The organism is Pseudolysinimonas sp. (assembly GCF_039912695.1).
Classification (GTDB): Bacteria; Actinomycetota; Actinomycetes; order Actinomycetales; family Microbacteriaceae; genus Pseudolysinimonas_A.
In genome coordinates this window covers 149,547-176,494 of record NZ_JBDSPJ010000023.1, presented here as the reverse complement: position 1 = coordinate 176,494, position 26,948 = coordinate 149,547, and the positions used below count along the sequence as shown (strand labels likewise).

General features: G+C 66.7%; 29 protein-coding genes and 1 tRNA gene. 16 read left to right on the top strand and 14 right to left on the bottom strand.

The annotated features are described in order from the left end of the window. Window positions 1–36: 36 nt before the first annotated feature. From ABIR17_RS11340 to ABIR17_RS11330, 3 genes are all read right to left on the bottom strand, one after another. Window positions 37–933, bottom strand: coding sequence for a 2-hydroxyacid dehydrogenase (locus tag ABIR17_RS11340; RefSeq protein WP_348004504.1), 897 nt, complete (start codon window positions 931–933; stop codon window positions 37–39). Window positions 934–1,041: 108 nt separating this feature from the next. Beyond that, complete coding sequence (locus tag ABIR17_RS11335) at window positions 1,042–1,251, bottom strand: hypothetical protein (protein WP_348004503.1); 210 nt, start codon at window positions 1,249–1,251, stop codon at window positions 1,042–1,044. After that, complete coding sequence (locus ABIR17_RS11330; protein WP_348004502.1) at window positions 1,248–1,994, bottom strand: TetR/AcrR family transcriptional regulator; 747 nt, start codon at window positions 1,992–1,994, stop codon at window positions 1,248–1,250. Before ABIR17_RS11330 ends, ABIR17_RS11335 begins: the two co-directional genes overlap by 4 nt. Before the next feature lie 47 nt (window positions 1,995–2,041). Here ABIR17_RS11330 and ABIR17_RS11325 point away from each other — a divergent pair, with 47 nt between their 5' ends. Further along, a complete protein-coding gene (locus ABIR17_RS11325) occupies window positions 2,042–3,559 on the top strand; it encodes an MFS transporter (RefSeq protein WP_348004501.1) in 1,518 nt (505 codons plus the stop codon). Between the two features lie 226 nt (window positions 3,560–3,785). Here ABIR17_RS11325 and ABIR17_RS11320 read toward each other — a convergent pair. Then, window positions 3,786–3,860 (bottom strand) — tRNA-Arg (locus ABIR17_RS11320). 51 nt (window positions 3,861–3,911) lie between these two features. Further along, a complete protein-coding gene (locus tag ABIR17_RS11315) occupies window positions 3,912–5,312 on the bottom strand; it encodes an aminomethyl transferase family protein (protein WP_348004500.1) in 1,401 nt (466 codons plus the stop codon). Between the two features lie 164 nt (window positions 5,313–5,476). On the opposite strand from ABIR17_RS11315, the gene ABIR17_RS11310 reads away from it, so the two are divergent. From ABIR17_RS11310 to ABIR17_RS11295, 4 genes are read left to right on the top strand one after another with little or no spacing between them, the layout of a single operon-like run. Continuing rightward, window positions 5,477–6,214: a PIG-L deacetylase family protein gene (locus ABIR17_RS11310; protein WP_348004499.1), complete on the top strand. Its 738-nt coding sequence runs from the start codon at window positions 5,477–5,479 to the stop codon at window positions 6,212–6,214. After that, entirely contained in the window at window positions 6,211–6,900 is a 690-nt protein-coding gene (locus ABIR17_RS11305; RefSeq protein ID WP_348004498.1) for a 4-carboxy-4-hydroxy-2-oxoadipate aldolase/oxaloacetate decarboxylase, read from the top strand. Before ABIR17_RS11310 ends, ABIR17_RS11305 begins: the two co-directional genes overlap by 4 nt. Continuing rightward, window positions 6,893–7,972, top strand: a complete 1,080-nt coding sequence (locus ABIR17_RS11300; protein WP_348004497.1) for a 4-oxalomesaconate tautomerase — start codon at window positions 6,893–6,895, stop codon at window positions 7,970–7,972. Before ABIR17_RS11305 ends, ABIR17_RS11300 begins: the two co-directional genes overlap by 8 nt. 23 nt (window positions 7,973–7,995) lie before the next feature. Next, on the top strand, window positions 7,996–8,952 hold the full coding sequence (locus tag ABIR17_RS11295) for a VOC family protein (protein ID WP_348004496.1): 957 nt from the start codon (window positions 7,996–7,998) through the stop codon (window positions 8,950–8,952). A gap of 19 nt (window positions 8,953–8,971) precedes the next feature. Here ABIR17_RS11295 and ABIR17_RS11290 read toward each other — a convergent pair whose 3' ends face one another. Then, window positions 8,972–9,625: a GntR family transcriptional regulator gene (locus tag ABIR17_RS11290; protein WP_348004495.1), complete on the bottom strand. Its 654-nt coding sequence runs from the start codon at window positions 9,623–9,625 to the stop codon at window positions 8,972–8,974. Between the two features lie 66 nt (window positions 9,626–9,691). Here ABIR17_RS11290 and ABIR17_RS11285 point away from each other — a divergent pair, with 66 nt between their 5' ends. Next, window positions 9,692–10,477, top strand: a complete 786-nt coding sequence (locus ABIR17_RS11285) for a DUF1932 domain-containing protein (protein WP_348004494.1) — start codon at window positions 9,692–9,694, stop codon at window positions 10,475–10,477. Here ABIR17_RS11285 and ABIR17_RS11280 read toward each other — a convergent pair. The 5 genes from ABIR17_RS11280 to ABIR17_RS11260 all read right to left on the bottom strand — a co-directional run bounded on the left by ABIR17_RS11280 (window position 10,469) and on the right by ABIR17_RS11260 (window position 16,164). After that, window positions 10,469–12,463, bottom strand: coding sequence for an acyltransferase family protein (locus ABIR17_RS11280; RefSeq protein WP_348004493.1), 1,995 nt, complete (start codon window positions 12,461–12,463; stop codon window positions 10,469–10,471). The two genes, ABIR17_RS11285 and ABIR17_RS11280, sit on opposite strands and share 9 nt — an antisense overlap. 86 nt (window positions 12,464–12,549) lie before the next feature. After that, a complete protein-coding gene (locus tag ABIR17_RS11275) occupies window positions 12,550–13,677 on the bottom strand; it encodes a CHAP domain-containing protein (RefSeq protein WP_348004492.1) in 1,128 nt (375 codons plus the stop codon). A gap of 71 nt (window positions 13,678–13,748) precedes the next feature. Further along, complete coding sequence (locus ABIR17_RS11270) at window positions 13,749–14,246, bottom strand: HNH endonuclease (RefSeq protein ID WP_348004491.1); 498 nt, start codon at window positions 14,244–14,246, stop codon at window positions 13,749–13,751. Window positions 14,247–14,560: 314 nt separating this feature from the next. Continuing rightward, window positions 14,561–15,304 (bottom strand): C40 family peptidase, encoded by a 744-nt coding sequence (locus tag ABIR17_RS11265; RefSeq protein ID WP_348004490.1) that lies wholly within the window; start codon window positions 15,302–15,304, stop codon window positions 14,561–14,563. A gap of 152 nt (window positions 15,305–15,456) precedes the next feature. Further along, window positions 15,457–16,164: a metal-dependent transcriptional regulator gene (locus ABIR17_RS11260; RefSeq protein ID WP_348004489.1), complete on the bottom strand. Its 708-nt coding sequence runs from the start codon at window positions 16,162–16,164 to the stop codon at window positions 15,457–15,459. Window positions 16,165–16,239: 75 nt separating this feature from the next. Here ABIR17_RS11260 and serC point away from each other — a divergent pair, with 75 nt between their 5' ends. Continuing rightward, the gene (gene serC, locus ABIR17_RS11255; protein ID WP_348004488.1) at window positions 16,240–17,391 is read left to right on the top strand and encodes a phosphoserine transaminase; all 1,152 of its coding nucleotides are present in this window, start codon (window positions 16,240–16,242) and stop codon (window positions 17,389–17,391) included. Further along, on the top strand, window positions 17,391–17,624 hold the full coding sequence (locus tag ABIR17_RS11250) for a DUF2530 domain-containing protein (protein WP_348004487.1): 234 nt from the start codon (window positions 17,391–17,393) through the stop codon (window positions 17,622–17,624). The genes serC and ABIR17_RS11250 overlap by 1 nt, the downstream gene beginning before the upstream one ends. Here the strand turns inward: ABIR17_RS11250 and ABIR17_RS11245 are convergent. Both ABIR17_RS11245 and ABIR17_RS11240 read right to left on the bottom strand, forming a co-directional pair. Then, entirely contained in the window at window positions 17,535–18,053 is a 519-nt protein-coding gene (locus ABIR17_RS11245; protein ID WP_348004486.1) for a DUF3027 domain-containing protein, read from the bottom strand. The two genes, ABIR17_RS11250 and ABIR17_RS11245, sit on opposite strands and share 90 nt — an antisense overlap. Then, the gene (locus ABIR17_RS11240) at window positions 18,053–18,433 is read right to left on the bottom strand and encodes a cold shock domain-containing protein (protein ID WP_348004485.1); all 381 of its coding nucleotides are present in this window, start codon (window positions 18,431–18,433) and stop codon (window positions 18,053–18,055) included. Before ABIR17_RS11240 ends, ABIR17_RS11245 begins: the two co-directional genes overlap by 1 nt. 25 nt (window positions 18,434–18,458) lie before the next feature. On the opposite strand from ABIR17_RS11240, the gene ABIR17_RS11235 reads away from it, so the two are divergent. From ABIR17_RS11235 to ABIR17_RS11205, 7 genes are all read left to right on the top strand, one after another. Continuing rightward, a complete protein-coding gene (locus tag ABIR17_RS11235; RefSeq protein ID WP_348004484.1) occupies window positions 18,459–18,719 on the top strand; it encodes a multidrug ABC transporter ATPase in 261 nt (86 codons plus the stop codon). An 8-nt stretch (window positions 18,720–18,727) separates the two neighbouring features. Continuing rightward, complete coding sequence (locus tag ABIR17_RS11230) at window positions 18,728–20,581, top strand: helicase-associated domain-containing protein (RefSeq protein ID WP_348004483.1); 1,854 nt, start codon at window positions 18,728–18,730, stop codon at window positions 20,579–20,581. A gap of 57 nt (window positions 20,582–20,638) precedes the next feature. Continuing rightward, window positions 20,639–22,282: a DNA repair helicase XPB gene (locus tag ABIR17_RS11225; protein ID WP_348004482.1), complete on the top strand. Its 1,644-nt coding sequence runs from the start codon at window positions 20,639–20,641 to the stop codon at window positions 22,280–22,282. A 96-nt stretch (window positions 22,283–22,378) separates the two neighbouring features. Continuing rightward, the gene (locus ABIR17_RS11220) at window positions 22,379–23,290 is read left to right on the top strand and encodes an ATP-binding cassette domain-containing protein (protein WP_348004481.1); all 912 of its coding nucleotides are present in this window, start codon (window positions 22,379–22,381) and stop codon (window positions 23,288–23,290) included. Then, window positions 23,287–24,138: an ABC transporter permease gene (locus tag ABIR17_RS11215; RefSeq protein ID WP_348004480.1), complete on the top strand. Its 852-nt coding sequence runs from the start codon at window positions 23,287–23,289 to the stop codon at window positions 24,136–24,138. Before ABIR17_RS11220 ends, ABIR17_RS11215 begins: the two co-directional genes overlap by 4 nt. A gap of 29 nt (window positions 24,139–24,167) precedes the next feature. Then, complete coding sequence (locus ABIR17_RS11210; protein ID WP_348004479.1) at window positions 24,168–25,292, top strand: epoxide hydrolase family protein; 1,125 nt, start codon at window positions 24,168–24,170, stop codon at window positions 25,290–25,292. A 3-nt stretch (window positions 25,293–25,295) separates the two neighbouring features. Beyond that, on the top strand, window positions 25,296–25,898 hold the full coding sequence (locus tag ABIR17_RS11205; RefSeq protein WP_348004478.1) for a dihydrofolate reductase family protein: 603 nt from the start codon (window positions 25,296–25,298) through the stop codon (window positions 25,896–25,898). A gap of 34 nt (window positions 25,899–25,932) precedes the next feature. Here the strand turns inward: ABIR17_RS11205 and ABIR17_RS11200 are convergent, their stop codons facing one another. Continuing rightward, on the bottom strand, window positions 25,933–26,304 hold the full coding sequence (locus ABIR17_RS11200) for a DoxX family protein (RefSeq protein WP_348004477.1): 372 nt from the start codon (window positions 26,302–26,304) through the stop codon (window positions 25,933–25,935). A gap of 98 nt (window positions 26,305–26,402) precedes the next feature. Here ABIR17_RS11200 and ABIR17_RS11195 point away from each other — a divergent pair, with 98 nt between their 5' ends. Beyond that, window positions 26,403–26,939 (top strand): MarR family transcriptional regulator, encoded by a 537-nt coding sequence (locus tag ABIR17_RS11195; RefSeq protein ID WP_348004476.1) that lies wholly within the window; start codon window positions 26,403–26,405, stop codon window positions 26,937–26,939. The last annotated feature ends 9 nt before the right edge of the window (window positions 26,940–26,948 follow it).

Here is a 26,948-nt window from a genome sequence, read left to right as displayed (position 1 = left end):
GCTGTGAACCGCGCCGGGCTGTGAACCAAGCGGGGCCTAGCGAATCACGTTGAGCGGCGGTGCCCCGGCCTCGAGCGCCGCGACCTGTCGGCGAATGAGCGCTTCGACCGCATCCGGCATCGTCGTGACCTGACCACCGACGTGCGGCGAGATCAGGATGCCGGGTGCGCGCCACAGGGGATGGTCGGGCGGCAGCGGTTCGGGGTCAGTGACATCGAGGGCGGCCCGCAGTCGACCCGCGCTGAGTTCGGCGAGGAGTGCGTCGGTATCGACGACTGCCCCGCGTCCGATATTCACCAGGATCGCGCCGTCGGGCATCCGTGCCAGGAACACTCCGTCGACCATCGCCGCCGTGCTCGGTTCGAGCGGCAGGCAAATCACGACGGCATCGGCGTTCGGCAGCAGTGTCGGCAACTCGTCGACACCGGCGACCTCCCCACGTTCGTCGGTTCGCCGGGTGCGCCCGACCCGAGTCGGGTGTGCGCCGAACGGCAGCAGCCGGTCAACGAGAGCGTTCGCGAGTCCGCCGGCGCCCAGCACCACGACTCGGAGCCCGAAGAGACCGCGAGTGAAGCCGCCCCGCCACTCGCCGACATCCTGTTGCCTCACGAAACGCGGCAGCTCGCGTTGCGCCGCGAGGAGGAGAGCCATCCCGATCTCTGCAGCGGGACCCTCGTGCACACTCGCAGCGTTGGCGAACGTGGTGCCCGCTGGAAGCCGCTCGAGCACCCCGTCGTAGCCGATGCTCTGACTTTGAACCAGCCCAACCTCGACTCCGGCGAGCGCGCCGAACAACGCGGTCGCGCCCATGTAGGGCGGCACCACGATGTCGATTGCGGGCCACGGCGCGGGGGTGGTGAGATCCCAGACGGCGACGTCGCCGACATCCGCCAGCCGTTCGCGCAGCAGCTCGGTAGGAACGGTGACGCGCATCCCGACAGTCTGCCCGACGTCAGCCGGGTCATCGAGACCCCGGTCCCGCGCGAGTACTGTCGGCCTCATGATGGTGGATGCGGGCGCGGCGACCTTCTGGGCTCGAGGTCAGTCCTGAGCGGTGAGCAGCTTCAGGCGCTTCTTGGCGGCCTTCGCGCTCAGCACCGAAACGTAGTCGTGCACGGGGCGCTTCTCGAGAGTCGCGACCTCTTCGGCGACGATCCGCTCGACGTCTGCCGGGTTTGCCGACGGGAACTTCTCCCGGAGGCTCTCGGTCACCTGGCGGACGACTTCTTCAGGATCGAACTCTGAGGTCATGACGAAAGCTTGTCACGCCCCACGGCCTGGTGCATCTGCTCGAGACCGAGTGCGGGAAGGATCACATCGTCAATCACAGAGATCATGAAGTCGCGCGTCACCGGTTGCCGCAGCATGAGCACGCGATAGGCGGTCATTGCGGGGGCGACGATCGCCACCGTCTCGAGATCGTGCTCGGCCGACACCTCGCCTCGCTCGACAGCACGCTGGATGAAGAAGCGAGTGACGGCGGCGCGAGGCTCGACAAACGCCTGATGAGCAACGAGCGCGAGTTCTGGCGACCGAGAGATCATCGAGACGATTCCCGCCATGATCTGCAGCTTCCGCTCGCCATCTTCCATCGTCGGAGTCTTGATCATCGCGACCAGGTCACCGCGCAGTGATCCGGTGTCGGGAAGGTTTTCGGGGTCGAAGCTCGCGCCCTTCATGCACGCGACGGCATCGATGACGAGTTCGGCCTTCGAGGGCCAACGACGGTAGAGCGTCGCTTTGCCCGCTTTGGCGCGCGAGGCCACCATGTCGACGGTCATCCTGTCGTAGCCCTCCTCGGCCAGCACCTCGAGGGTGGCGGCGAGGATCTCAGGGTCGCGACTGTGATCGCGCTTGCGGCCGGAGCGCACGGGCGCGTTCGACTCGGCGGGGTCGGTGGTGAGTCCGAGCAGCGTCATTGCGGCTTCCTCCTCATGTTTCTTCACCTCATGGTGCACGATCAGCCGGAGGCGAATCGGTACCGAAACGTTCAAGAACTGACTATATCCGAAACTGGCGAGTTTCGTATATAGTCTCCCTCATGTCTTCTACTCCTACGCCCGGCGCGACCGTGGCATCCGTCTCCTCCCGGCGCTGGCTGACCCTCGTTGCGGTCGGCCTCGCCCAGCTCATGGTCGTGCTTGACGCGACCGTTGTGAACATCGCGCTGCCCTCCGCGCAGGGCGAACTCCACTTCTCGGATGGCGACCGCCAGTGGGTCGTCACCGCCTACTCCCTCGCCTTCGGCAGCCTCCTGCTTCTCGGCGGTCGAGTCTCCGACCTGATCGGTCGCAAGCGCACCTTCCTGATCGGACTCGTCGGCTTCGCCCTCGCGTCGGCTCTCGGCGGGGCCGCTCCCACGTTCGAGGTGCTCATCGCGGCCCGCGCCCTGCAGGGTGCCTTCGCCGCGCTGCTCGCGCCGACGGCACTCGCCGTGCTCACCACGACCTTCACGGTCCCCAAGGAGCGGGCGCGTGCGTTCGGTGTCTTCGGGGCCATCGCTGGCGCCGGCGGGGCGGTCGGCCTTCTGCTCGGCGGCGTTCTCACCGAACAACTCGACTGGCGCTGGAACCTCTACATCAACGTCTTCATCGCGGCCGTCGCCGTCGTCGGCACCCTGATGTTCGTACCGAACGTCCTCCGCACCGGACCCCGCCCGCGCCTGGATGTGCCGGGCACCATCCTGATTTCGGGTGCGCTGTTCGGCATCGTCTACGGCTTCTCGAACGCCGTCACCGAGGGCTGGGATTCGCCACTCACCTGGGGCGTTCTGGTCGCGGCCGGCATCCTCTTGATCGCGTTCGTCGTCTGGCAGACGCAGGCGAAGCATCCCCTGCTCCCCCTGTCGGTCGTGCTCGACCGCAACCGCGGGGCGGCGTTCATAGCCGTCATGATCGCCGGGGCCGGAATGTTCGGCATCTTCCTGTTCGTGACGTACTACATGCAGACCTCGCTGGGCTTCAGCCCGATCCAGACCGGTCTCGCGTTCCTGCCGATGATCGGGATGCTCGTGCTCGCGGCACAGATCTCGACCAACTTCCTGCTCCCCCGCCTCGGCCCGAAGATCATGGTGCCGTTCGGGATGGCCTTCGGCGTCGTCGGGATGCTGCTGCTCACGCGCCTTGACCTCGACAGCAGCTACGCCGCGAACGTGCTGCCAGCCCTCATGGTGCTCGGCCTCACGATGGGCACGATCATGCCCGCCGCGATGCAGACTGCCACCCTGGGCGTCGACCGCCAGTTCGCCGGCGTCTCCTCGGCGATGGTGAACACCAGCCAGCAGGTCGGCGGATCGGTCGGCACCGCATTGCTCAACACGATCGCGGCCACCGTCGCAACTGACTACGTCGCCAATCACCTTCCGCCGAGCGACCTCGTCGTGGCGCAGGCCGCCGTGACGTCATATGCCGCCGCGTACTGGTGGGATGCCGCGATCTTCGCGGGGGGCGCCGTCATCACCGCCCTGCTGTTCCGCCGGCGCGGACAGGGTGTCTCACTCACCTCGGGTCACGCGGCCGCCGACAGCGTGAAGGATGCCGAGCCGGTCGTCGTGCACTAAACCGTCTCCCCCAGGCGATCTTCGGGGCTGCCGTTCTGAGAGCTCTCTCAGCACGGCAGCCCCTTCCCGTCTCTAACTCACTGTCACTCCGCGGCCCGCTGGCGCAAAGTTATTCCCAACGACCCGCGCGCGTCGCGTCCCCAAGGTCACCCTTCTGTCCTGGGTACGGAAGCGGCTCGCGGCGGGCTGGGCCTCGGCGCGGTTGTCGAACGACACGCGCGACATTTGGTGCCCCTGGAGAGACTCGAACTCCCAACCGTTTCCTTAGGACGGAACTGCTCTTCCATTGAGCTACAGAGGCTGACCGCACGATTCTAGGCGCGGCTCCTCGATCCCGACGGTCCCGTACAACTCAACTCCCCGTCGAGCGCCACCCACCGTGGTACTCGGTGCGAGCCGTCACGGCGTACGGGGCCGGGCTCACCACCACGCGGACCGCGCGCTGCGTGTGCGGCTGCACCGTGGTCTTCTTGCTGTTCGGGCTCTCGCCCCACAGCACGCGCAACTCGGTGCCGAGTTCGATCTTCGGATCGATGGTCGCGAGCGAAAGACCGCGACGCTCGTTCGCGCTGTAGCCGGTGAAGAGGGATGCACCGACGACGGTGCCGTCGGCGTCGACCACGGAGTCGAAGTTCGATGAGCCGTAGTTCGCGTTCGGCAGGTCGAAGAATTGCGCTGAGTCCGACTCGTCGTCGAGAACCGACGTCATGATCTCGCCCAGGTCTTCGCGGTTCCAGGCGAGCGTCACCTTCTTGCGCTGCTGCTCGGGAACGATCTTCTCGAGAGCCTCGCGACCGATGAAATCGTGGTCGAACTTGACGAACGAGCCGTACCCGAGCTCCCACGGGTTGAGGTAGTAGTCCTCGATGTTGTCCGACTCAAACGAACCCGCCAGCGCGTTCGTTGCTTCATAACTGTCAGCGGGGAGCCATTCCCGGTAAGCCCGCTCGGCGTCGCCGGTGTAGATCGACGGGAGTGGCGACGGGATCCATCCGGATTCCAGCGTGTTCGACGAGTAGGCGCGCGACCCGACCGCCTCGATGCCGAACTCGCGCCCCGCCTCCAGGATCGCGTTCCGAATCCGCTCGGCGTCTTCGTAGGGACCCCAGAGTTCAAGCCCCGGTGCGCCGGCCATGCCGTGACGCAGAGTGTGCACCTGGGTGCCGTCAATGGTGAGGAATCCCATGTGGAAGAACTTCACCTGTTCGACCGATGAACCCTGCAGCTTCTCGATGATCGGCCAGGCGTTCGGCCCCTGGATCTGGTAGCGCCAGTATTTGCGGCTGACGGCCTTGCCGTAGGGGCGCGACGGTGAGCGCCGATCGACGACCATTTCGACGTCGTAACCACCCGTCGACCCGTGGAACTGAAGCCAGTTTGCGACCGGAGCACGACCGACGTAGACGTACTCGTCGTCGGCTTCGTGGAACAGGATGCCGTCACCGACCACGCCGCCATTCGACGCGACCGGGACGAACTGCTTCGCGATGTTTACCGGGAAGTTCGCGAACGAGTTGATGCCGAGTTCGGAGATCAGCCGCAGGGCGTCTTTGCCCTTAATGAAGAGGTTGTCCATGTGATGCGACTGGTCGTACAGCACGGCTGTCTCGCGCCAGGCCCGCTGTTCGCGTCGCCAGTTGGTGAACTCCGCCGGCACAACCGGGTAGATGTAGGTGCCGAGCTGCGAATTGCGCAGCAGCTCGACGGTGTTGCCTGCGGCATCCAGGACTTCCTGAAGGTTTTTCGGGGCCATGTGTCTCGCGCTTTCTGCTGGCAATCACTATCTCGATAGCGAGTTGATACACCGGACGCTACCGCCGCGTGACAGAAGTCGTCAACAACATTGCAGACAATCTTGCCGATGATCGTCGGGCGTGGTTTGCTGTGACCGAGTCAGGACAACCAAGGGAGCAGACGATGAGCGCAGCTGGCACGGGGACCATGCTCGTGGTGAGCGCCCACGCGGGCGACTTCGTCTGGCGAGCGGCGGGGGCGATCGCATCCGCCACCCAGCGCGGCGACCGAGCCGTGATCGTCTGCCTCACGTACGGCGAGCGCGGCGAGTCCGCAAGTCAGTGGCTGGCCGGCAAGACCCTCGACGAGATCAAAGGGATGCGGCGCGCCGAGGCCGAAGCGGCAGCGGCAGCGCTCGGCGCCGAGATCGAGTTTCTCGATGCAGGCGACTACCCCCTGCTGGAATCCGCGGAACTCACGGATCGCCTGGTCGAGGTCTATCGGCGGATCGTTCCGACGGTCGTGCTGACGCATCCACTGTCTGACCCGTACAACGGCGACCACCCAGCCGCCGCCCGGATGGCCATTCAGGCCAGAATCCTGGCGCAGGCGATCGGCTATCCGGGGCCCGGTGAGCCGCTCGGTGCGCCCCCGGTGTTCTTCTTCGAGCCGCACCAGCCCGAGCAAAGCGACTTCAAGCCGAACGTGCTTCTCGACATCACCGCGGCATTCCCAGCCAAGGAGGCGGCCATGCGCTGCCTCCCCGCCCAGCAGCACATGTGGGACTACTACAGCGACCTCGCGGTGCGCCGCGGAGTGCAGGTTCGCCGAAACGCCGGCCCGAACCTCGGGTTGTCCTCGGACACCAAGGGCGAAGCGTTCATGCGGTACTACCCGCAAGTGACGGATGTCTTGGAATGAGAACTGTCGTCGTCACCGACCCACCGCGCACGCCCCTCGACCAGCTCGACGCGCTCGCGACGTTCGGTGTCGCCACCGTTCACGAGGCGATCGGTCGCACGGGACTGGTCGGCACCGGCCTGCGCCCGATTCAGGATGGCGCCCGCATCGCCGGCGCAGCCGTCACCGTGCTGAGTTGGCCGGGTGACAATCTCATGATCCACGCCGCGGTCGAGCAGTGCCGCCCCGGTGATGTGCTCGTCGTCACGACGGTGTCGCCGTCACTCGACGGGTCGTTCGGTGAGTTGTTCGCCACCGCACTGCGGCATCGGGGAGTACGCGGCCTGGTGACCACAGGCGGTGTCCGCGACGTTGCCGAGCTGCGCGAACTGGGATTTCCGGTCTGGGCGGGTGCGCAGAACGCGCAGGGCACCGTGAAAGCGACAGCGGGTTCCGTCAACATCCCGATCCTGGTCGGCGGCGTCGTCGTCCATCCGGGCGATGCGATCGTTGCTGACGACGATGGCGTGCTGTGTATTCCGCGCGAAACCGTCGAGGGTGCGATCGCGGCATCCGAGGCCCGCACTCTCAAAGAGGCCGAATCCCGCCTTGCCTACCAGAACGGCGAGCTCAGCCTCGATCGCAACAACCTTCGCGGGGTGCTCGCCGACCTTGGTGTCGAGTACGTGAAGGCGTCCAATGCCTAGTTCTGAGGGCATCGGTTCTGACGGCATCCGCTGCATGATGATGCGCGGTGGGACCTCGAAGGGGGCCTACTTCCTGGCTGAAGACCTTCCCGCGGATGTCGCCGAGCGCGACCGACTGTTGCTGGCGATCATGGGGAGCCCCGATCCGCGCCAGATCGACGGAATCGGCGGCGCCGATCCACTCACCAGCAAGGTCGCGATCGTCTCGAGATCCACCGACCCGTCGACCGACGTCGACTACCTCTTTCTTCAGGTGCTCGTCAATGAGCCGATCGTGACCGACCGCCAGAACTGCGGCAACATCCTGGCCGGGGTCGGGCCGTTCGCCGTCGAGCGAGGCCTCGTGGCGGCGCGCGGCGACTCCACGACCGTGCGCATCCGAATGGTGAACTCGGGTTCGATCGCGGCCGCGACCTTCCCAACGCCCGGCGGGTCACCCGACTACCGCGGAGACACCTCGATCGACGGGGTACCCGGGACGGCCGCCGCCGTGCGGATCGACTTCGCCGATACGGCGGGGTCGTCGACCGGGTCATTGCTGCCGACCGGCAACGTGCACGACACGTTCGAGGGCGTCGCCGTCACGTGCGTTGACAACGGGATGCCGACAGTCCTCATCGCCGCCGCCGACCTGGGCCTCACCGGAGCCGAGTCACCGGATCAGCTCGAAGCCGACGTGGCCCTCAACGAGCGACTGCACGCCATCCGTACCGCCGCCGCAGCCGCCATGGGGATGGGCGATGTGTCGAAGGCGACGGTTCCGAAGGTGGTTCTGCTCTCGCCCCCGCGCGAGGATGGCGTCATCGCCACCCGCAGCTTCCTGCCCGTAAAGGTGCACACCTCAATCGGCGTTCTGGGAGCTCTCACCGTCGCCGCCGGAGTTTCGATTCCGGGGGCGGTGGGGTACGACTTCGCTCGACTCCCGGCTCCCGGCGGTCAGTTCCGCATCGAACATCCGACCGGTCACCTTGATGTCGTGATCGACATGGATGGCACCCAGGTCATCGCGTCGGGCAACGTCCGCACCGCCCGAAAGCTTTTCGACGGCGTCGTCTTTCCCCGACCGATCTGACTCTTTCACAGACAGGATTCATCATGAGAACACCGGCCTTCGGCGATATCGCCCACCTCGGACACGTCGAGCTACTGACCTCTGAGTTCGAGAAGAGCAGATGGTTCTTCACCCGACTGCTCGGAATGCGCGAAGTCGCCGCCGACGGGGACTCGGTGTTCCTGCACGCCTGGGATGACTACGAGCGCTACACCCTGAAACTCACCGCCGCCCCCGCGTCGGGCGTCGGTCGAGTCGCGCTCAGGGCGGCAAGCCCCGAGGCGCTCGAGAGGCGGGTTCGGGCCATCGAGGATGCCGGCCGCGGAGTCGGCTGGAAAGACGGCGAGCAGGGCGTGGGCCGCAGTTACGCCTTCACCGATCCCGATGGCCACCCCATGGAGATCTACTACGACACCGAATGGTTCACGGCGCCTGAGGGCGAGGGTCCCGCCTTGAAGAACCAGGCGGACCGCTTCCCCGGATTCGGCATCAACGCCCGCCGACTCGATCACGTGAACTATCTCGCGAAGGATGTCGAGGAGAACGGCGTGTTCATCGAACAGGCCCTAGGCGGGGAACCGACCGAGCAGATCCGGCTCGACTCCGGCGAGATCTCGGCCCAGTGGTTCCACTTCACGAACAAGTCCTACGACCTGGTCTACTCAGCCGATAACACCGGCAGCACGGGGCGCTTGCACCACATCGCGTTCGCGACCGACACCCGAGAAGACATCTTGAAGGGGGCCGACATCTTTCTCGAGAACGGCATCCACATCGAGTCTGGCCCGCACAAGCACGCGATCCAGCAGACCTTCTTCCTCTACGTCTACGAACCCGGCGGCAACCGGATCGAGTTCGCCAACGCTGGTGCGCGGCTCATGCTCGCACCGGACTGGCGCACGATCGAGTGGAGCGAAGCCGAGCGCGCGAAGGGTCAGGCGTGGGGGATGAAGACGATCTCCACGTTCCACAGCCACGGCACCCCACCGGTGGGCGAGTAGCCGATCGAGTAGCCGGGCGTTAGGTCAGGCTGCGCAACGCCTCGATGACACTCATCAGGTGTTCGCGGGTCGCGGCCTGAGCGGCGACCGGATCCCGGTCGATGAGTGCGTCGATGATGGCGACGTGCTCGTTGACTGAGACCCGTGCCCGCCCGGCTTGAAACGAAAGCCGGAACTGGTGGCGCACGCTCTGCGCGCGGAGACGCTCGATGATGCCGACCGCTGTCGCCTGGGCGCTGATCTCCCGGATGCGACGGTCGAGGTTCTGGTGCAGGCGGGAATATTCCAGAAGATCGCCGGCGCTCACTGACTCGATGAGTGCCGCACGCAGCAGCCGCAGTTCATCCACTTCGCCGTCGGTAATGCGCTCGGCGGCCTTGGCCGCGCACAGTCCCTCCACCGCGATGCGCACCTCGAGGATTTCGACCGCCTCGTCCAGCGAAACCGAGCGAACTCGGGCGCCACGATTCGGGAGCCGGTCGACGAGTCCCTCGGTAGCGAGCTCGAAGAGAGCGGAACGGATCGAAGTGCGGCTGGCTCCGAGGCTGCCCGTGAGATCCGCCTCAATCAGGCGTTGGTTCGGCGCGAACTCGCCGCTGACGATGGCCGCCCGGATCGCATCGGTGACCGACGGGTCGGGGCGATCGGTGTCTGATATTTCTACGGCATTCACGGCGATCCTCCCTTCGGCGACATTATTGTCTACAATCACACAGCATTGCAGTTCGAGGGAGATCATATGCGTGTCGCGGTCCTTGGACTCGGCGAGGCAGGCCGTCTTTACGTGGAGGGGTTCAGCTCCCTCGGCGTCGACGTGGTCGGCTATGACCCGCAATCTCCCGAGCCGCTCCTGACCGGCTTGCGGGTTGGTACCGTCGCCGACGCCGTGCGGAACGCAGACTTCGTGGTGAGCCTCACCGGGGCCGAGGCCTCGCGAGCCGTTCTCGACGCGGCGCTGCCCGCGATCTCCGCATCCACGGTGTACGCCGATCTGAACACCGCCAGACCCGAACACAAGGCCGGGCTCGCGCAACAGGCAGCCAACCACGCGACGGCGTTCGCAGATGTCGCTGTGATGGCCCCCGTCCCGCGAGCGGGAGTCCTCACCCCGCTGCTTGCGAGCGGGACCGGCGCGGAACGGGTCGCTGCCGAGTGGTCGGTACTGGGCATCCCTATTCGTGACGTTGGCGAGGTGGCAGGTCACGCCGCCGGGTTGAAACTGCTGCGCAGCGTCTTCATGAAAGGGCTAGCCGCACTGGTCTATGAAGGAGTGACCGCCGCAAGCCACCTCGGAGAACGCGACTGGATGACGGCCGAGATCGCGTCAGAGCTCGGCCCCGAGGGCGCCGCCCTCGTCGACCGCCTGCTCGACGGTACGCGCCTGCATGCCCGTCGACGCGCGCACGAGATGCACGACGTCATTAGCTATCTGGGCGACCTCAACGCGCCGCACTGGATGAGCGACGCGACCGTCCAGTGGCTCGAAGCACTCGCTGAGGATCCCGGCTTCGCCGACTCACCCTGACGCGGGGGTGAGCTCGGCCAGGATCGCATCCTTGAACACGGGCGCGAAGTAGCGGCTGAAGGTCGCCGTCACGTGGTTGCCGTCGAGATAGGTCTGCACGTCGCCCATGATCAGCGGACACACGTCGGTGCAGAAGTAGGGCTGCAGATCGAGGTAGGCGGCGCCCGTCGCCTGCGCCGCGCCGCGCTCCGCGTCGACGACCCGCGGATTGACCGCTTCGGACACCGGGCTCGCACAGGTCAGTGCATCCTGCAGATGGGCCGAGAGACAGTCCTGCGGATCGAACGCGCGACTCGGTACGTCACCGACGACGATTACGCGCGTTGACGGGTTGAGCTCTTGGATGGTGCGGCTCAGCGCCGCCCCGTAGTCGTCCGTGTACGGAAAATACAGCTCCGCATGATTCGCGAGTACGACCACGTCGGGCGGGTCGGCGCGCAGCAGATCGATGACGCCCCGACGCCACTCGTTGCAGTTGGGATAGGGGCTGGTATCGACGAGCACATCCTCGACGAATGCTGAAGGACAGCCCCGCTTGGTGTACCTGGTCATCTGAATCGTTCCGTCATCCGCGAGGGCTTCGAGGGCGGGGATCCAGGATGCGGCGTGAGAGTCACCGAATAGAGCAACGGTCGGCGCGCCGGTCGCGGAGCCGTACGCGCAGCCGGTGGGGTCGGCATTGTCGTAGTCGCGCACGCAGTCCGGCCGATCGACGCCGGGGATGTCGCCCGAACCTGCCCACAGGTTGGGCGTGAGGTTGTTGGGAACGAACGCCGTCCCCACCGGACTCTTGCTCAGCACGAACGCCGGCGCCGCCCGTCCCGCGTCGACGGGAAGACGCTGAACCACGACGGCGCTCGGCACGAGCACGACCGCGAAGGCGAGGCTGGCGGCGAGGCCGACGATCAGGGTCCGCTTAGCCGACGCGGTCCACTTCCACGTGCCGCGTCTCCCCGGCTCTTCGACGAAGCGCCACAACAGCCAGGCGAGGGGGATGGCGGCCGCCGCGAGGATGAGCGGCACCCAGAAAGGAAGGGGTTCGCGCCAGCCGAAGAGCACCTGAGGCACGATGATCAGCGGCCAGTGCACGAGGTAGAGCGAGTACGAGATCTTGCCGATGAACTGCGCCGGGCGGATGGCGAGCACGGCCGCCGGTCCGTAGCGCGTCGCTCCGGTCCCGCCCAGGATCGCGGCGGCGGCCGCGAGAACTGGCAGGGCGGCGTACCACGAGGGGTAGGGCGTCGCCGGACCGTAGAGCAGCGCGGCGGCGGCGATCCCGACCAGTCCCGCCCAGGCGAGCGGAGCCTTCCACCACCGGTATTCGGAAATCTTGGGAGCCGCGATGACCGCCAGGGCGACCAACGCGCCCACGCCGAGTTGCCAGGCGCGCGTCGGCAGCAGGAAGAAGGCGAGCGGCTGCCGATAGTCGGTGACGACGACCGCGAGCGCGAAGGACACGACGGTGATGATCGCCACCGCCACGAACAACCCGCGACGAGAACGTTTGAAAACCCACCACGCAAGCAGCAGCAGGAGCGGCCAGAAGAGGTAGAACTGCTCCTCGACGCCGAGCGACCAGTAGTGCTGAACGACCGAGGGATCCGTGCCGGCGAAGTAGTCCGTGCCCGAGACGGCGAACAGGATGTTGGGGCCGTACAGCGCGGCAGCCGCGATCTCGACGAATGCCTTCGGCTTCATGAGCGGAGGGAACCAGATCGCCACGGTCGCCGCGGTCAGAGCGAGGACGATGAGCGCCGCGGGAAGCAGTCGCCGGATGCGCCGACTGTAGAAGTCGCGCAACCGGAGCCGGCTCGCCTCAATCGACTCGACGAGGTGGGTCGTGATGAGGAACCCCGAGATCACGAAGAACACATCGACGCCGACGAAACCTCCGTCGAGAACTGACACCCCCGCGTGGCTGAGGACGACCAACGCCACCGCGATCGCGCGAAGACCCTGGATGTCGGGCCGGAACTCTCGTTTCACCGGTTCATCCTGACATGGCGCGAGCTCGACCCCGCCCAACGCTCGTCGCGCGCCTGAGCGGGCGGCGCGTCAGCGAACGACGCGGATCACTTGGGCGGCGCGTACAGGTAGTAGTAGCTGCTGGCCGGAACGATGCGCTGGCCGTAGACGTGAGTCCGGTTCCAGTTGTATTCCTCGATCAACACCGTGCCGTCAGGCAGGATGCCGTTCACGTAGGCCACGTGGTTGCCGCCCGGCAGCCATGCGACCGCGCCAACCTCCGGGGTCGTCCCGGTCGGCCAGCCGTGGTTCAGCCAGGCCGTCTTCCAGTAGCGCGCGCTGCCCTGGGCGAGGTTCGTCCAGACCCACTTCCACGGCGCAGAGGTGACCCCGGCATCCCGGTTCATCCGCCAGGCGACGAAGTCGACGCACTCCCGGTAGTAATAGTTGAACGGTGAAAGCCCACCGCCCTGGTCGATGCTGATCGCGTCGGGGTACGGGTAGTCGTCGCCGAGCTCCTTCGCGCCCGAGTTGAGGTACGCCGCCAGATTCTGCTGACGCAGCGCCTCGGCGTAGAGCTTCTTGAGGTCGGACGCGTTCGTGACCCCGTACGTGTCCCGAATGGATGTCGCAGCATCCGCATTCGCGGCTGTCACGTCGAGAGCCTGGCCGGCCAGCGGGTCGGCGTTCTTCTGGGTGGGCCCGCCCTGATCGGCGAACGCGGGGAGCGCGAGCGTTGCGAACAATCCGAAGATCACCGTCATGACACCCGCGGTGCTGAGCTTGCGACGCAGGCTCGTCGGCGGGGGTTTGAGTCCGGCCCGCACGTTGTCCCGGGTGTTCGAGCGCTTCGCTGCGCCGCGTGGTCGCGAGCGCGCCGCCGTCGACGTGGTCCGGCTCACCGCCGGTGTCGGGGTGTTGCGCGACACCGGCGCTGCGGTGACGGGCGCCGGGGTCGTGGTGGCGGGCGCCGCGGTGGCGGGCAGCGAACCCGCGGATTCCGCAACCTGGTAGCCGCCCGCTTCACGCATCGCGCGGCGCGAGGTGAATGTCGCGTCGGCGGGCGGGACCGCCGCAACGGGAAGGTCGGGCGAGTCACCGAGGGTCCACCCACTGGATGGGACACCAGCATTTTCGGGAACACCGGACGTACGAGCGAGATCGGGACGACTAACGTTCTCGTCCTTCTCGCCGAAGAGTCCCCTCATTGGATCGGGGAACTCGCTATCCGTCACAAGAATGCCTCCGGGTTTACGACCGTTCGAGAGTACGAGACAAAGCTGGGAAAGTCACGTACAGGTAACGGTCACGCCGCTGGAGCGAGGAATTCTTCCCACTGAGGCTGCGCCCGTTCCACCCCACGCACGAGCCAAGCGGTGCCATGTGGAGCGCGCGGGATGTAGCGCAGCGACCAGCCCATCTCGTGGGGAGTGCGGTCGCCCTTGAGGTTGTTGCACCGCAGGCAGCACGCGACGAGGTTCTCCCAACTGTCCGCACCACCGCGCGAGCGGGGCTGAACGTGGTCGATCGTGGTCGCACTCGCGGGGCAGTAGGCGCAGCGCTGGAGGTCGCGACGCAGCACACCCCGACGAGATACCGGCACGTTTCGACCGCTCGGCACCTTGACGTACCGCCGCAACAGGATGACGGACGGGCGATCCCACGCGCCGGAGGTGCCGACCACCGGATTGTCGGGGTCACTCGCGACGATCGACGCCTTTCCGCCCAGCACCAGCACCAGTGCGCGTTTGAAAGACACCACAGCCAACGGCTCGTAGCCGGCGTTCAATACCAGAGTTCGCATTCGGGCTCCTCTCGAAGGCGCCCGCACGGCTTGCAGAAATTCGATTCCCAGATCCGTTGTCACACAGGAGGAGCAAACACAAAAGGCGCCGTCGTTGCCGACAGGCGCCTTAGTCGACCGGGACGTGACAGTGCACGACCGGACGGATGCTGCGCCGTATGAAGAACAGCGCGCGGGCATCCTTGGTAGGGATGCTGCCCGTGTTCTGCATACGACTCTCCCGATTTACTCGAGTTCCGAGGATCCCAGGCTAGACCCGCAAACCCTCGGTGTCGGTTACGGCACGGTGACGATTAGCCCACGTGCCCGGCGACTCAGATGCCGGGACGCACGAACCAGTAGTCGCCCCACGGCTTGCCGATCCGCACCACGGTGCCGGGCATCGGTGCATGAATCATCTGTCCGCCACCGATGTAAATCCCGACGTGATGGCCGCCGTCGAGCACGACGAGGTCACCGGGCAGCGCTGCGGCCGGGTCGATGGCCTGCATCCGGCCCTGCGCGCTCGACGAGTGCGGAAGCGAAATCCCGACGTTGGCGAACACGAACTGGGTCAATCCCGAGCAGTCAAAGCCGGCCGGTGAGTTTCCGCCGAAGACGTAGGGCACGCCCAAGTACTGCTCGGCGATCGAGACGATCGTCGCCGGGTCGTAGTTCGGGTAGGGCGGGTTTTTCAGCAGGTCGCTCACACTCGGGCCGCTGTACGCGCGTGCCGCCGCCGCGAGCTCGGAGCGACGCATGTCTGCCGCCGAGGTCGCCGTGTAGTCATCGCGAGCGACAGCAATTGCGGCGGGGCTGACGACATCCACGGTTTGCGCGTCCTGCGTCTTATACGCCTCAAGCGCGGCGGTAGCGCGGCCATCGACGGGTTGGGCCGAACTGTAGGCGTAGGCCGGAAGGGCGACCGTGCAGAAGATGGCCGGAACGGCGACACCCATGACCAGAATCGGCAGGACGCGAGCCTTAAGCCCGATCCGCGGGGTGAGGGTCGAAGCAGGCGCAGGAAGGGGAACGATTGCTGACCGGCTACCGGTCGGCTCAGGTGAGGTTAAGAACACGAGAGACTCCTGCGCCACACCGCCTCTCTCAGCGGCCCCATCCCTGTCGTATGTCACGTCGTGCCGCCGAGGATGGGTGACGTGACGCCCGGCGAAACGGCCTCCGGCCGGCTTACGTGGCCGAGAGGACTCGTTGACTATACGTGGAGCAGTTAGGCAATGCCAGTCGGGCGCGCGACATAGATGTGAGTCGCGACTTCGGGCGGCAACTCGAGGCCGTCACCGTAACCGTCGACCCGCACGAGGACATAGCCGTCGGCGGCCGAGATGCTCGCATCCGCACCGGGCAGTACGCCAGCAGTCTTCAACTGCTCCAACAGGTCGGGTTCGAACTGCACCGGCTCACCCAATCGGCGGATGGTCACGACCACGGGATCGACTTCACTGCGAACCCGCTCGACGATGTTGACGACACCTTCGAGGAAGGGCGCCGACGCCGTGCCGCCGATCTCCTCGAGTGCGGGGATGGGGTTTCCGTAGGGCGACTCGGTCGGGTGGTTGAGGATTTCGAGGAGCCGTCGCTCGACCTGCTCGCTCATGACGTGCTCCCACCGGCAGGCTTCGTCGTGAACAAGCGCCCAGTCCAGCCCAATGACGTCGTACAACAGCCGCTCTGCCAGCCGGTGCTTGCGCATCACGTGCAGGGCGCGCAAGCGGCCCTCGGCCGTGAACTCCAGGTGGCGATCCCCTTCGACACGAACCAGACCGTCGCGCTCCATCCGACCGATGGTCTGCGACACGGTCGGACCGGAGTGCCCGAGCCGCTCAGAAATACGGGCGCGCAGCGGCACGATGCCCTCCTCCTCGAGATCGAGGATGGTGCGGAGGTACATCTCGGTGGTGTCGACGAGATCCGTCATCTTGGCCTCCCGGCTGCCGTCGATCAGCGTACCCGTCGGCCCGGGCGGCGTCCGGTACGCCGGTAGAATTCGAGCATGCCGAGCCTCGAGATCCCCCGCGACCTGTTGCCCGTCGACGGACGGTTCGGTTGCGGACCCTCGAAGGTGCGCCCCGAACAGATCGCCCACCTTCAGCACAATGTGGGACTGCTCGGAACCTCCCATCGGCAGGCACCTGTGAAGAACCTCGTCGGCCGCGTGCGCTCAGGTCTTGGCGACCTGTTCTCGGCGCCCGACGGCTACGAGATTCTGCTCGGCAACGGCGGCTCGACTGCGTTCTGGGATGCCGCCGCCTTCTCGCTCATCGACAAGCGCAGCGAGAATCTCGCGTTCGGCGAGTTCGGGGCAAAGTTTGCGGCCGCTGCGAAAGCTCCGTTCCTTGAGGCTCCGCACGTCATCACTGCGACCGGCGGAACCCGTACTGGCGTCGAGGTGCTCGCGGGCATCGACGTCTACGCCTGGACCCACAACGAGACCTCGACCGGCGTCATGGCTCCCGTTACCCGCGTGGTCGCCGACCCGGGCGCTCTCACCGTGATCGATGCGACGAGTGCGGCGGGCGGCATCCAATTCGATGCGTCGCAAGCGGATGTCTACTACTTCGCGCCGCAGAAGAATCTGGCCAGCGACGGCGGCCTGTGGTTCGCCCTGGTTTCGCCTGCCGCGGTGGAGCGCATCGAGCGGATCGCGGCGAGCGACCGTTGGATCCCCGAGATCCTCAGCCTCAAGCAGGCTCTCGACAACAGCCGCCTCAACCAGACCCTCAACACCCCGGCGCTCGCGACGCTGCTGCTGCTCGAAAACCAGCTCGACTGGATCAACGGCAACGGAGGGTTGGCCTGGGCCGACTCCCGAACCCAGCGCTCGTCGGACCTGCTCTATGACTGGGCCGATGCGTCGCCGATCGCGAGCCCGTTTGTGGTCGAAAAGGGAGACCGCTCGCAGGTCGTCGCGACGATCGACTTCGACGAGACGGTCGACGCCGCAGCGGTCGCGCAGATCTTGCGCGACAACGGAATCGTCGACACCGAGCCGTATCGCAAGCTAGGTCGTAATCAGTTGCGTATCGCGACCTTCACGGCCGTCGAACCGGATGACGTGGCCGCCCTGATCGCGAGCCTCGACTGGGTACTTGAGCGGGTCACGGGTGAGCCGAGCGCCGTGGAAACCGCCGCGGCGGCGAACTGATGCGCCTTTTCCTCAAAGACTCAGAGCGTCGCCCCGATCCGGCCCCCGTCAAGACCGACGACCGCAAGGTCGTGCTGGTCGGGCTGGTGCTGTGGCTGGTCGCCCTCGGGGTGCTGCTGGTGTTCCTCACTCCCCTTCAGGAGTCAGGGCACGTCGGCTCGCTCTGGACTGTCCTCGTCGGACTCGCCCTCGGCCTCGTCTTGCTCGTCTACACCCAGCGGCGCCGCGACTAGTTCGTCGCTTTCGAAGTCGATGCCGTCGACCAGGTCGTCTTCGTCGTCGTCATCCTCGACGTCGTCATCTTCGAGGTCGTCATCACCCTCGACGAGGAGTCCTGCCGCCGCCTGAGCGGCGCGGTACTCCTCGAGGCGATCGACCCACGGCACCCAGTCCGGCGAGACCAGAGCGCCATCACCGGGCATCAGCTCGGCTTCGAGAACTGTGGGGTCTTCACCGGCAACCTGGGCGGCGCTGACCGACCAGTGCCAGCCCGGATAGCCCGGCAGCGTCGAGACGAAATTCAGCGTGACGACCCCGTCGTCTTCACCGACCTGCGAGATCAACACACCGATCGTGTCGGGTGTCGTAATCTCGGCAAGCGCCGCGCGAGCTACCCCTTCGAAGGTGGCGGTGTCGCCTGTATCAGCGGTATCCGACGACATCAGGCGTCGAGGTCGTCGGCTACCCGGCGAAGCACGGCGGCAATCTTCGCGCCGTGCGTCTTGTCGGGATACCGGCCGCGCCGCAGCCCGGCACCGATGCCATCCATCAACTTGACGAGGTCTTCGACCACGATCGCCATATCGTCGGCGGAGCGACGGTTGCGCTGCCCCATCGTGACGGGGGTCTCCAGGACGCGAACCGAAAGGGCCTGTGCGCCCTTCTTGCCGTCAGCGATTCCGTACTCCAGGCGCGAACCCGCCTTCACCACGGCGCCGGCGGGCAGCGCGGAGGCGTGCAGAAACACTTCGGTGCCATCGTCCGATGCGATGAATCCGAAACCCTTGTCCTCGTCGTAGAACTTGACCTTGCCGGTGGGCATGACAGCTGACCTCTATCCTTGACCCGTGGCGAATGAAACCCAGGTACCGCTCAATCGTATCGAACGCATCCTGGTGGCGATGGTCGCATCGAGTGCGGGGCTCTCGATCGCTGCGATTATCGCCGTCATCATCGGCGGCTTTGCGAAAGCAGACACCAACTCGGGCATCTGGCTGACCGTCAAGGTGCTCCCCTTTGTCGGCCTTATTCTGGCGCTGATTCTGATCGTGGTCTTCCTGATCGTCAGCGTCGTGCGGCGCCGCCGACTCGCGCGAGACGGTCGCTAGCGCCAGCAATGGCCGCCAGCGGTTCGGCCCTCGCGCTCGCCGCGCGGCTACGGGCGCTGGATGACGGCGCGCTCGCACGGTTGGTGACCCAACGCCTCGTGCGCGAGTCCGGCATCCGCGACTTCTTCGATCTCGCCGAAGCGCTGCTCGACCGCAGTTCGATTCAGGCGGCCCTCGAACGGCTCGATCGCGGCACTCTGGCGCTTCTCGCGGTCGCCGGAGAACTCGCCGAGAGCGCCGGAGCGCCGACTGCCGAACAACTTTCCGCGCGCCTCGACCTTCCCGTCGCCGACGTTCGGGAGCGCATCGCGACCGCGCTCGATGCCGGACTCCTCGGTACCGAGTCGGGCCGCTACGCCCCCTGGGATGCCGTGGTTGAGCAGCTGCGCGCCTGGCCAGCGTTTGGACTGCCTGCCGGTCGCGACCTGGTGGACGGCTCCCCACCCGCAGTCTTGGAACCGGTCAGCGAAGCCGACGTGCGCTTCATCGACCGGGGCGCGGGCGACCGCGCCTTCGGAACCCTCGGCGCCGTCACCGAAACCCTGCTGGCCTTGCGCGAAGCCCCGGCCCGACGCCTCGCCCGGGGTGGGCTCGCCCTCCCCGATGCCCGCCGTCTCGCCGCCATCGCCGGCGTCGATGCCGGTGAGGTCGAACTGCTGCTCGACATCGCATCCCGAGCAGGGCTCGCGGTGCTGGCCGGGACTGAATGGGTCGCGACCGATCGGCTGACCGACTGGCTCGCCGGATCGCGGATCGACCGCTGGGGTGAACTCGCGAGCGGTTGGCTCTCGCGCCTGCCCGACGACCTCCGTGACCTGTTGCGCATGCGCGCCCATGCGGTCTGGGGAGACGGCCTGCTCGACTATCTCGATTGGCTGTACCCGGCAGGCGCGTCGTGGGTGCGCGAGCGCGCCGTCATTGCTGCCCGCACGGCAGAACTGCTGGGCATCACGGGCGCAGGTGCCCCGAGTAGCGCAGGCGCACGACTGCTGCTCGACGGCACCGAGGCGGCCGCCGAGGCCATGGCGGCATCCTTCCCCGCCGAGGTCGACAACGTGTACCTCCAGCACGACCTCTCGGTGATCGCGCCCGGTCCACTTCGGGTCGACCTCGAGACCCGACTGCGGGTCATGGCCGAGGTCGAGGCTCGCGGTCTCGCGTCATCGTTCCGCATCACCGCCGTCTCGTTGACCCGAGCACTGGTCGCGGGCGAGACGGCGACCAGCATCCGCGAGTTCCTCGGCACGCTGTCGCTCACCGGCATCCCACAACCGTTGGACTACCTGATCACCGACACCGACGCGCGGTTCGGAACCCTTCGGGTCGGGCAGATCGACGGCGCGATCGGCAGTTACGTGCGCAGTGTGGATGCCGAGCTGCTGCGCCAACTCGCGGTCGACCAAGCCCTCGCACCGCTCGCCTTCGACTCCACCGACCCACATCGGCTGACGACCCGGTTCGACGTCGGGCTGCTGTACACCTCGCTGCTCGACGCTCGATATCCGGTCGTCGCCGAAGACGGTTCGGGGCGGCTGATCGCGATTCGAGCCCAACGCCGCTCCACCGGGGGAGGCGAACTTGTCACGCAAGATACCGCCGCCGTGCTGGTGCAGCGCGTGCGCGAAGGGGCTGCGGCGGCCCCCGAAGAAGCCGACCGTGCGTGGCTCGCCCGGCAGCTTGAACTCGCGATCAAAGGCAAGGTGACCGTTACCGTGACCGTCCGGTTGCCCGATGACTCTCTCGCCGAGTACGTGCTCGAACCGGCGGCTCTCGCCGGGGGACGGTTGCGGGCCCGCGATCGTCGATCCGACATTGAGCGCACACTGCCCCTGTCATCCATCGTCGCCGTCGCCAACGCCTAACCTCCGCTCGCCGTAGACTTGCACGTTATGTCTGCGCCCCCGGTCAGCCCTGTGCCCGTGAGCAACTCTGGGCCGCTGATCGTGCAGAGTGACCGCACCGTGCTGCTCGAAGTCGCGCATCCGGATGCTGAAGACGCCCGCCACGAACTGAGTGTCTTCGCCGAGCTCGAGCGCGCACCTGAGCACGTGCACACCTACCGCATCACGCGGCTCGGCCTGTGGAACGCCCGTGCGGCCGGCCACACCGCCGATCAGATGCTGAGCACTCTGGAACGCTTCGCCAAGTTTCCGGTGCCGCAGTCGGTCACGATCGACATCACCGAAACCGTCGGGCGCTACGGCCGACTCGTCATCACCCGGGGCGACGAGAACGAGCTGCTGCTCACGACGACCGACCCGGCCGTGCTCGCCGAGATCACCCGCTCGGCCAAGGTCGGGCCGTTCCTCGGAATCCGGCGAACCCCCACCGAGTGGACTCTGCAGCCCTGGGCTCGCGGGCAGATCAAACAAGAACTTCTCAAGCTCGGCTGGCCCGCCGAAGATCACGCCGGCTACACCCCCGGCACGCCCCACGAGATCGGCCTGATCGAGAACGGCTGGGCGCTGCGGGCCTACCAGCAGAAGGCCATCGACAACTTTTTCGCCGGCGGCTCCGGGGTCGTCGTGCTGCCGTGCGGCGCGGGCAAAACGATCGTCGGCGCCGGCGCAATGGCCGAAGCCGACTCGACCACGCTCATCCTGGTGACCAACACGGTCTCGGCGCGACAGTGGCGCACCGAACTGCTCAAGCGCACGACCCTCACCGACGACGAGATCGGCGAGTACTCCGGCGAGCGCAAAGAGGTCAGGCCGGTCACGATCGCGACCTACCAAATCCTCACCGCGAAGCGAAAGGGCGAGTTCGCCCACCTCGCGCTGCTCGATGCCCTGGACTGGGGCCTCATCATCTACGACGAGGTGCACCTGCTTCCCGCGCCGGTGTTCAAGCTCACCGCCGAACTGCAGGCCCGCCGCCGCCTCGGCCTGACGGCGACCCTGGTGCGCGAAGACGGCCGCGAGTCGGATGTCTTCTCGCTCATCGGTCCGAAGCGTTTCGACGCCCCCTGGAAAGAGATCGAGGCGCAGGGCTTCATCTCGCCCGCCGCCTGCTACGAAGTGCGGATCGACCTGCCGCAGTCCGACCGGTTGGAGTACGCGGCGTCCGCCGACGACGAGCGATACCGGCTGGCCGCAACGGCACCGGCGAAACTGCAGGTCGTGAAGGATCTCGTGAAGAAACACGAGGGCGAACGCATCCTGGTCATCGGCCAGTATCTCGACCAGATCGACACCCTTGCCGACGTGCTGAAGGCGCCGTCGATCACAGGCGCGACACCCATCGCCGAACGCGAACGGCTGTACGAGGAATTCCGCGAGGGGCGCATCAAACTGCTCGTCGTGTCAAAGGTCGCGAACTTCTCGATCGACCTTCCCGAGGCCACCGTCGCCATCCAGGTGTCGGGCTCGTTCGGATCGCGCCAAGAAGAAGCCCAGCGTCTCGGTCGGCTGTTGCGGCCGAAAGAGAGCGGCATCCCGGCGTCGTTCTACACCCTCGTCGCGCGCGACACGGTGGATCAGGACTACGCGCAGAACCGGCAGCGCTTTCTCGCCGAGCAGGGGTACTCCTACACGATTCTGGATGCCGACGGCCTCGCCGCCTGATGAGCGACACAGCGGCGTAGCGGTCACAGAACTCTCCCAGGCGAGATACCTCTCCGGGAGTACAGGTCACGGCCGGGGGGATGACAGGCTGAACTCGTGATCGAAGCATCAGGCCTGACCAAGCGTTACGGCGACAAGACCGCCGTTGACGACGTGAGTTTCACCGTCAAGCCCGGGATGGTGACCGGATTCCTCGGCCCCAACGGCGCGGGCAAATCGACGACGATGCGACTGATTGTCGGGCTCGACAGCCCGTCGGCGGGGAGAGTGACAGTCGGCGGCAAGCGGTACGAAGATCTGAAAGCACCGCTCCGCGAGGTCGGCGTCCTGCTCGACGCGAAGGCGGTACACACCGGCCGCACCGCCGAAAGCCACCTCCTCGCGCTGGCAGCCACCCACGGCATCCCGAAGAAGCGCGTTGCGGAAGTGATTTCGCTCACCGGACTCGAGTCGGTGGCCCGACGGCGCGTCGGCGGCTTCTCGCTCGGCATGGGGCAGCGGCTCGGGATCGCGGCGGCACTGCTCGGCGATCCGGAAACCCTCATCCTCGACGAGCCGGTCAACGGACTCGACCCCGAAGGCGTCATCTGGGTGCGCACGTTGTCCCAAGCGCTCGCCAAGCAGGGCCGCACCGTCTTTCTCTCGTCGCACCTGATGAGCGAGATGGCGCTGACAGCGGAGCACATCATCGTGCTGGGCCGCGGTCGGGTCATCGCGGACGCCCCGGTCGGCGACATCCTCGCGCGTGCGGGGGGCGGCACGGTTAACGTGCGCACCCCGGATGGCTCCAAACTCAGCGCGGCCGTCACCAAAGAAGGCGGCACCGTCACGCCCAGCGCGAACGGACTCCTCGTCGTGACGGGTCTCGCCGCTCCCCGGATCGGCGAACTCGCCGCCCGCGACGGCGTCGTGCTGCACGAGCTCACGACCGACGTCGGGACTCTCGAAGAGGCTTACCTCGCGCTCACCGCCGACGAGGTCGAATACCACGCAGGAGGACTCCAGTGACCACCACCGTCGCCACGCGACAGCCGCACCTCACCTTCGGCGGCATCCTGCGCTCGGAGTGGATCAAGCTGCGCAGCCTGCGTTCGACGCTGTGGTGCTACCTGATCTTCGTCGCGCTCACGATTGGGTTCGCCGCGCTCGTCGCCGTCGCTGCGCCGACCGACGGCAGCAGCGGCGGACGCGGCCTGATCGATCCCTCGGTCGGGGTCGAGCCCCTCTGGTTGGGTGTTGCGACCGTCGGGGTCACCTTCGGCCAGCTAGTCATCGCGGTGCTCGGAGCACTCGTGATCACGGGCGAATACGGAACCGGGATGATCCGCTCGACCTTCGCCGCCGTGCCCAAGCGGCTGCCCGCGATCGCCGGGAAGGCTCTCGTCTTCGGTGTCGTCACGGTCGTCGTGTCGGCGGTCGCCCTGATCGCTTCAGCATTGATCTCGGCCGCGATCCTGACCGGTCGGGGCCGCACCCTCGACCTGGGCGATCCGCCCTTCTGGTGGGGGATCCTCGGCGCGATCGGCTACCTCGCGCTGATCGGCATCCTGTCGCTCGCGATCGGCGCGATCATCCGGGTCAGTTCGGGCAGTATCGCGACCGTCGTCGGAATCGTCTTCATCGCGCCCATCGTGCTCAGCCTGGTTGGCGTGCTCACGCAGGCGGCCTGGGCCTTCAACGTCGCGGCATTCTTGCCGAGCAACGCGGGCGGTCAGATGTACGCGTATGAACCGGTGGCTTCTTCCGAAGGCGGCGTGCTGACCCTCGATGCCACCCAGGGGCTGCTCGTCATGCTCGCGTGGGTCGTCGTGAACGGTATCGCGGCCTTGGTTCTCGTGAAGCGCCGCGACACGTAGTCACGGCCTTTCCGGGCGATACTCGAAGGGTGTCTGCGCGCATCGAACCCTTCACCATTCAGGTCGAGGATGACATCCTCACCGACCTGCACGACCGGCTAACCCGCACCCGTCGGGCGCCGGTGAGTGTCGCCGACGATTGGTCGCGCGGCATCCCGCCGGCCGCCCTCAACCGAGTACTCGCCCACTGGGCCGGCGCCTACGACTGGCGAGCGGCCGAGGAGCGGCTCAACCGATTCGACCAGGTGCGGGTGACGGTGCCGACGCCGAGCGGGCACGACCTCGGCGTGCATGTGGTGCGCGCCGGGACCCGCGGTGCGACCCCGCTCCTGTTGCTGCACGGCTGGCCCGACGGGTTCGTGCGGTTCGAGAAGGCGCTCCCGCTGCTGGCCGAGCGTTTCGAGCTGATCGTGCCGAGCATCCCCGGGTTCGGGTTCAGTGACAAGCCGCACGAAGCGCTCGGGCCCGTCGGAGTCGCTGAGGTGTTCGCGGCGGTGATGACCGAACTCGGACACGACAGGTTCGGCGTCCATGGAGCCGACCTGGGCTCGCAGATCGGGGAACAACTCGCGCTGATCTGCCCCGAACGGTTGCTCGGGCTGCACCTCGGCGACATCCCGTTGCGGCGGTTGCGCAGCCTCCTCACCGGCAACCCGGCCGACCTCAGCGACGGCGACCGCGACTGGCTCGCGCGACTCAGCGACTGGGAGACCGCAGAGGGCGCCTACGCGCGACTGCAACGCACGAAACCGCAGACCATCGGGGCTGCACTCGACGACTCCCCCGCGGGGTTCGCCGCGTGGATCGTCGAGAAGTTCCAAGCGTGGAGCGACGGCGACGTCTTCGACGTGTACACGCTCGACGAGCTGTGTACCAACCTCACGATCTACTGGGTGACTGCGTCGGCGACGTCGGCCGCGCAGTACTACTACGACAACGGACATTCGACCCTCTCGGAAGCACCTGTCACGGTGCCAACGGGTGTATCGGTGTGGCCCGGCGACCTCGTGCCCGGACCACGGGCGTCGGCTGAGCACTGGTTCCCGATCGTGCGGTGGACCGAGCTGCCGCGCGGCGGGCACTTCGGCCCGTGGGAGCAGCCCGCGCTCTGGGCCGACGATGTGATCGCCTTCTTCAACCAGGTAGGAGCCTGAACTATGTCACGCGTTGTGAGCGACCTCGCTGTCTCGATGGACGGCTACGGATCCGGGATCGGGCAGAGCTTCGAGAGCCCATTCGGCGACTTCGACCAGACCCTGATGCTCTGCTGGATGTTCAAGGAGCCGTATGCCGCCGAGAACCGGGCAGAAGTGGCCACGATCGTCGACGCGGGCGCATTCATCATGGGCCGCAACATGTTCGGCCCCGACCGCGGCGACTGGGATCTCGACTGGACCGGATGGTGGGGGCCTGAGCCGCCGTATCGCGGGCCGGTGTTCGTGCTCGCGCACCGCGAACGCGACGACCTCGTGATGGAGGGCGGGACGACCTTCCATTTCGTGAGCGACGGAATCCATGCGGCGCTCGACCGAGCACGGGATGCGGCGGGCGACCGCAACGTCGCGATTTCGGGCGGCCCGTCGACCGTGAACCAGTTCCTTGCGGAGGGGCTGGTCGACGAGTTGCGGTTGCACGTCATGCCGATGGTCGCTGGCCGCGGCGAGCGGCTGTTCGACGGGGTTCCCGCCCAACAGTGGCGGCAAGTGTCGGCGCGGGCGACGACCCTCGTCACCCACCTCGTTTACGAGCCGGTGCGCTGAAGCCTCAGCCCCCCGAGGTTCGGGATGTCGCGATTCAGACTCCCGAGAACCGCGCGATCGCGACAAAGAGCAGCAGCGCGATCAGGACGAGGGCGACCGGAACATTCGGCCACTCCCGCCGGCGCAGGTGGAAGACCAGCGCTCCGGCCATGATCAGCGCGAGGCAGCACGCGGCGATCGGCGCCAGCACCGGGAGGATGCCGGTCAGCATCGGCACGACGAGGCCACCCGCCCCGAGGATCTCAGCGAGGGAGATCGCGATCACGCCGCGGCGGGGAACGGCGCGAATCCACTGCTGATTCGGGATGTCGGCATAGCGCTCGGCTGGTACGACAAGACGCGCGACCCCTCCGACGACGAAAGCGAAGGCGAGCAGCCCCGACACGATCCAGACGGCGATCTCCACGTGTTCCTCCTGGTACCTGAAGCATCTACTTGAAGCGTCAACTGATTGCGAGGCTAGACCGAATAACTTGAAGCGTCAAGTTTTGGTATCCTCTCCCCATGAGCGAGCGCGCGCGGTTCCCCGGTCAAGACCTGGGAGCACTTCAGCGCATGGCGTGGATCCGATTCGCCGGCGTGTCTGCGGGGATCCCTTCCGAGATCACCTCGCGGCTCCTGACCCAGACCGGACTTACCCAGTTCGAGTACCTCGTCTTCAACCATCTGAACCTCAGCGACGGCCGGGCCATGCCGATGTCGCGGCTCGCGCTGCTGCTCGCCTCCTCGTTGTCGCGGCTGTCCCACGCCGTCTCGCGGCTTGAATCCCGCGGAACGGTCACCCGCTCGCGCTCGGTCGACGACAAGCGGGTGCAGATCGTGACCCTCACCGAAACCGGGTACGCGGCATTCCGAGCCGCCGCCCCGTTCTACTTCGCCGCAGTGGGTGACTTATTCTTCGACCGACTCAGTGACGCCGACCTCGCGGATCTCGACCGGGTCATGGCAAAGTTGCTGCCCGGCGTCGACGCCGGCGGCATCCTGGCCCCCCTCGCCGACCGGATCGCGGCCGATGCCACGTCGCCGATGACCCCGAGGTGATCCCCCGAT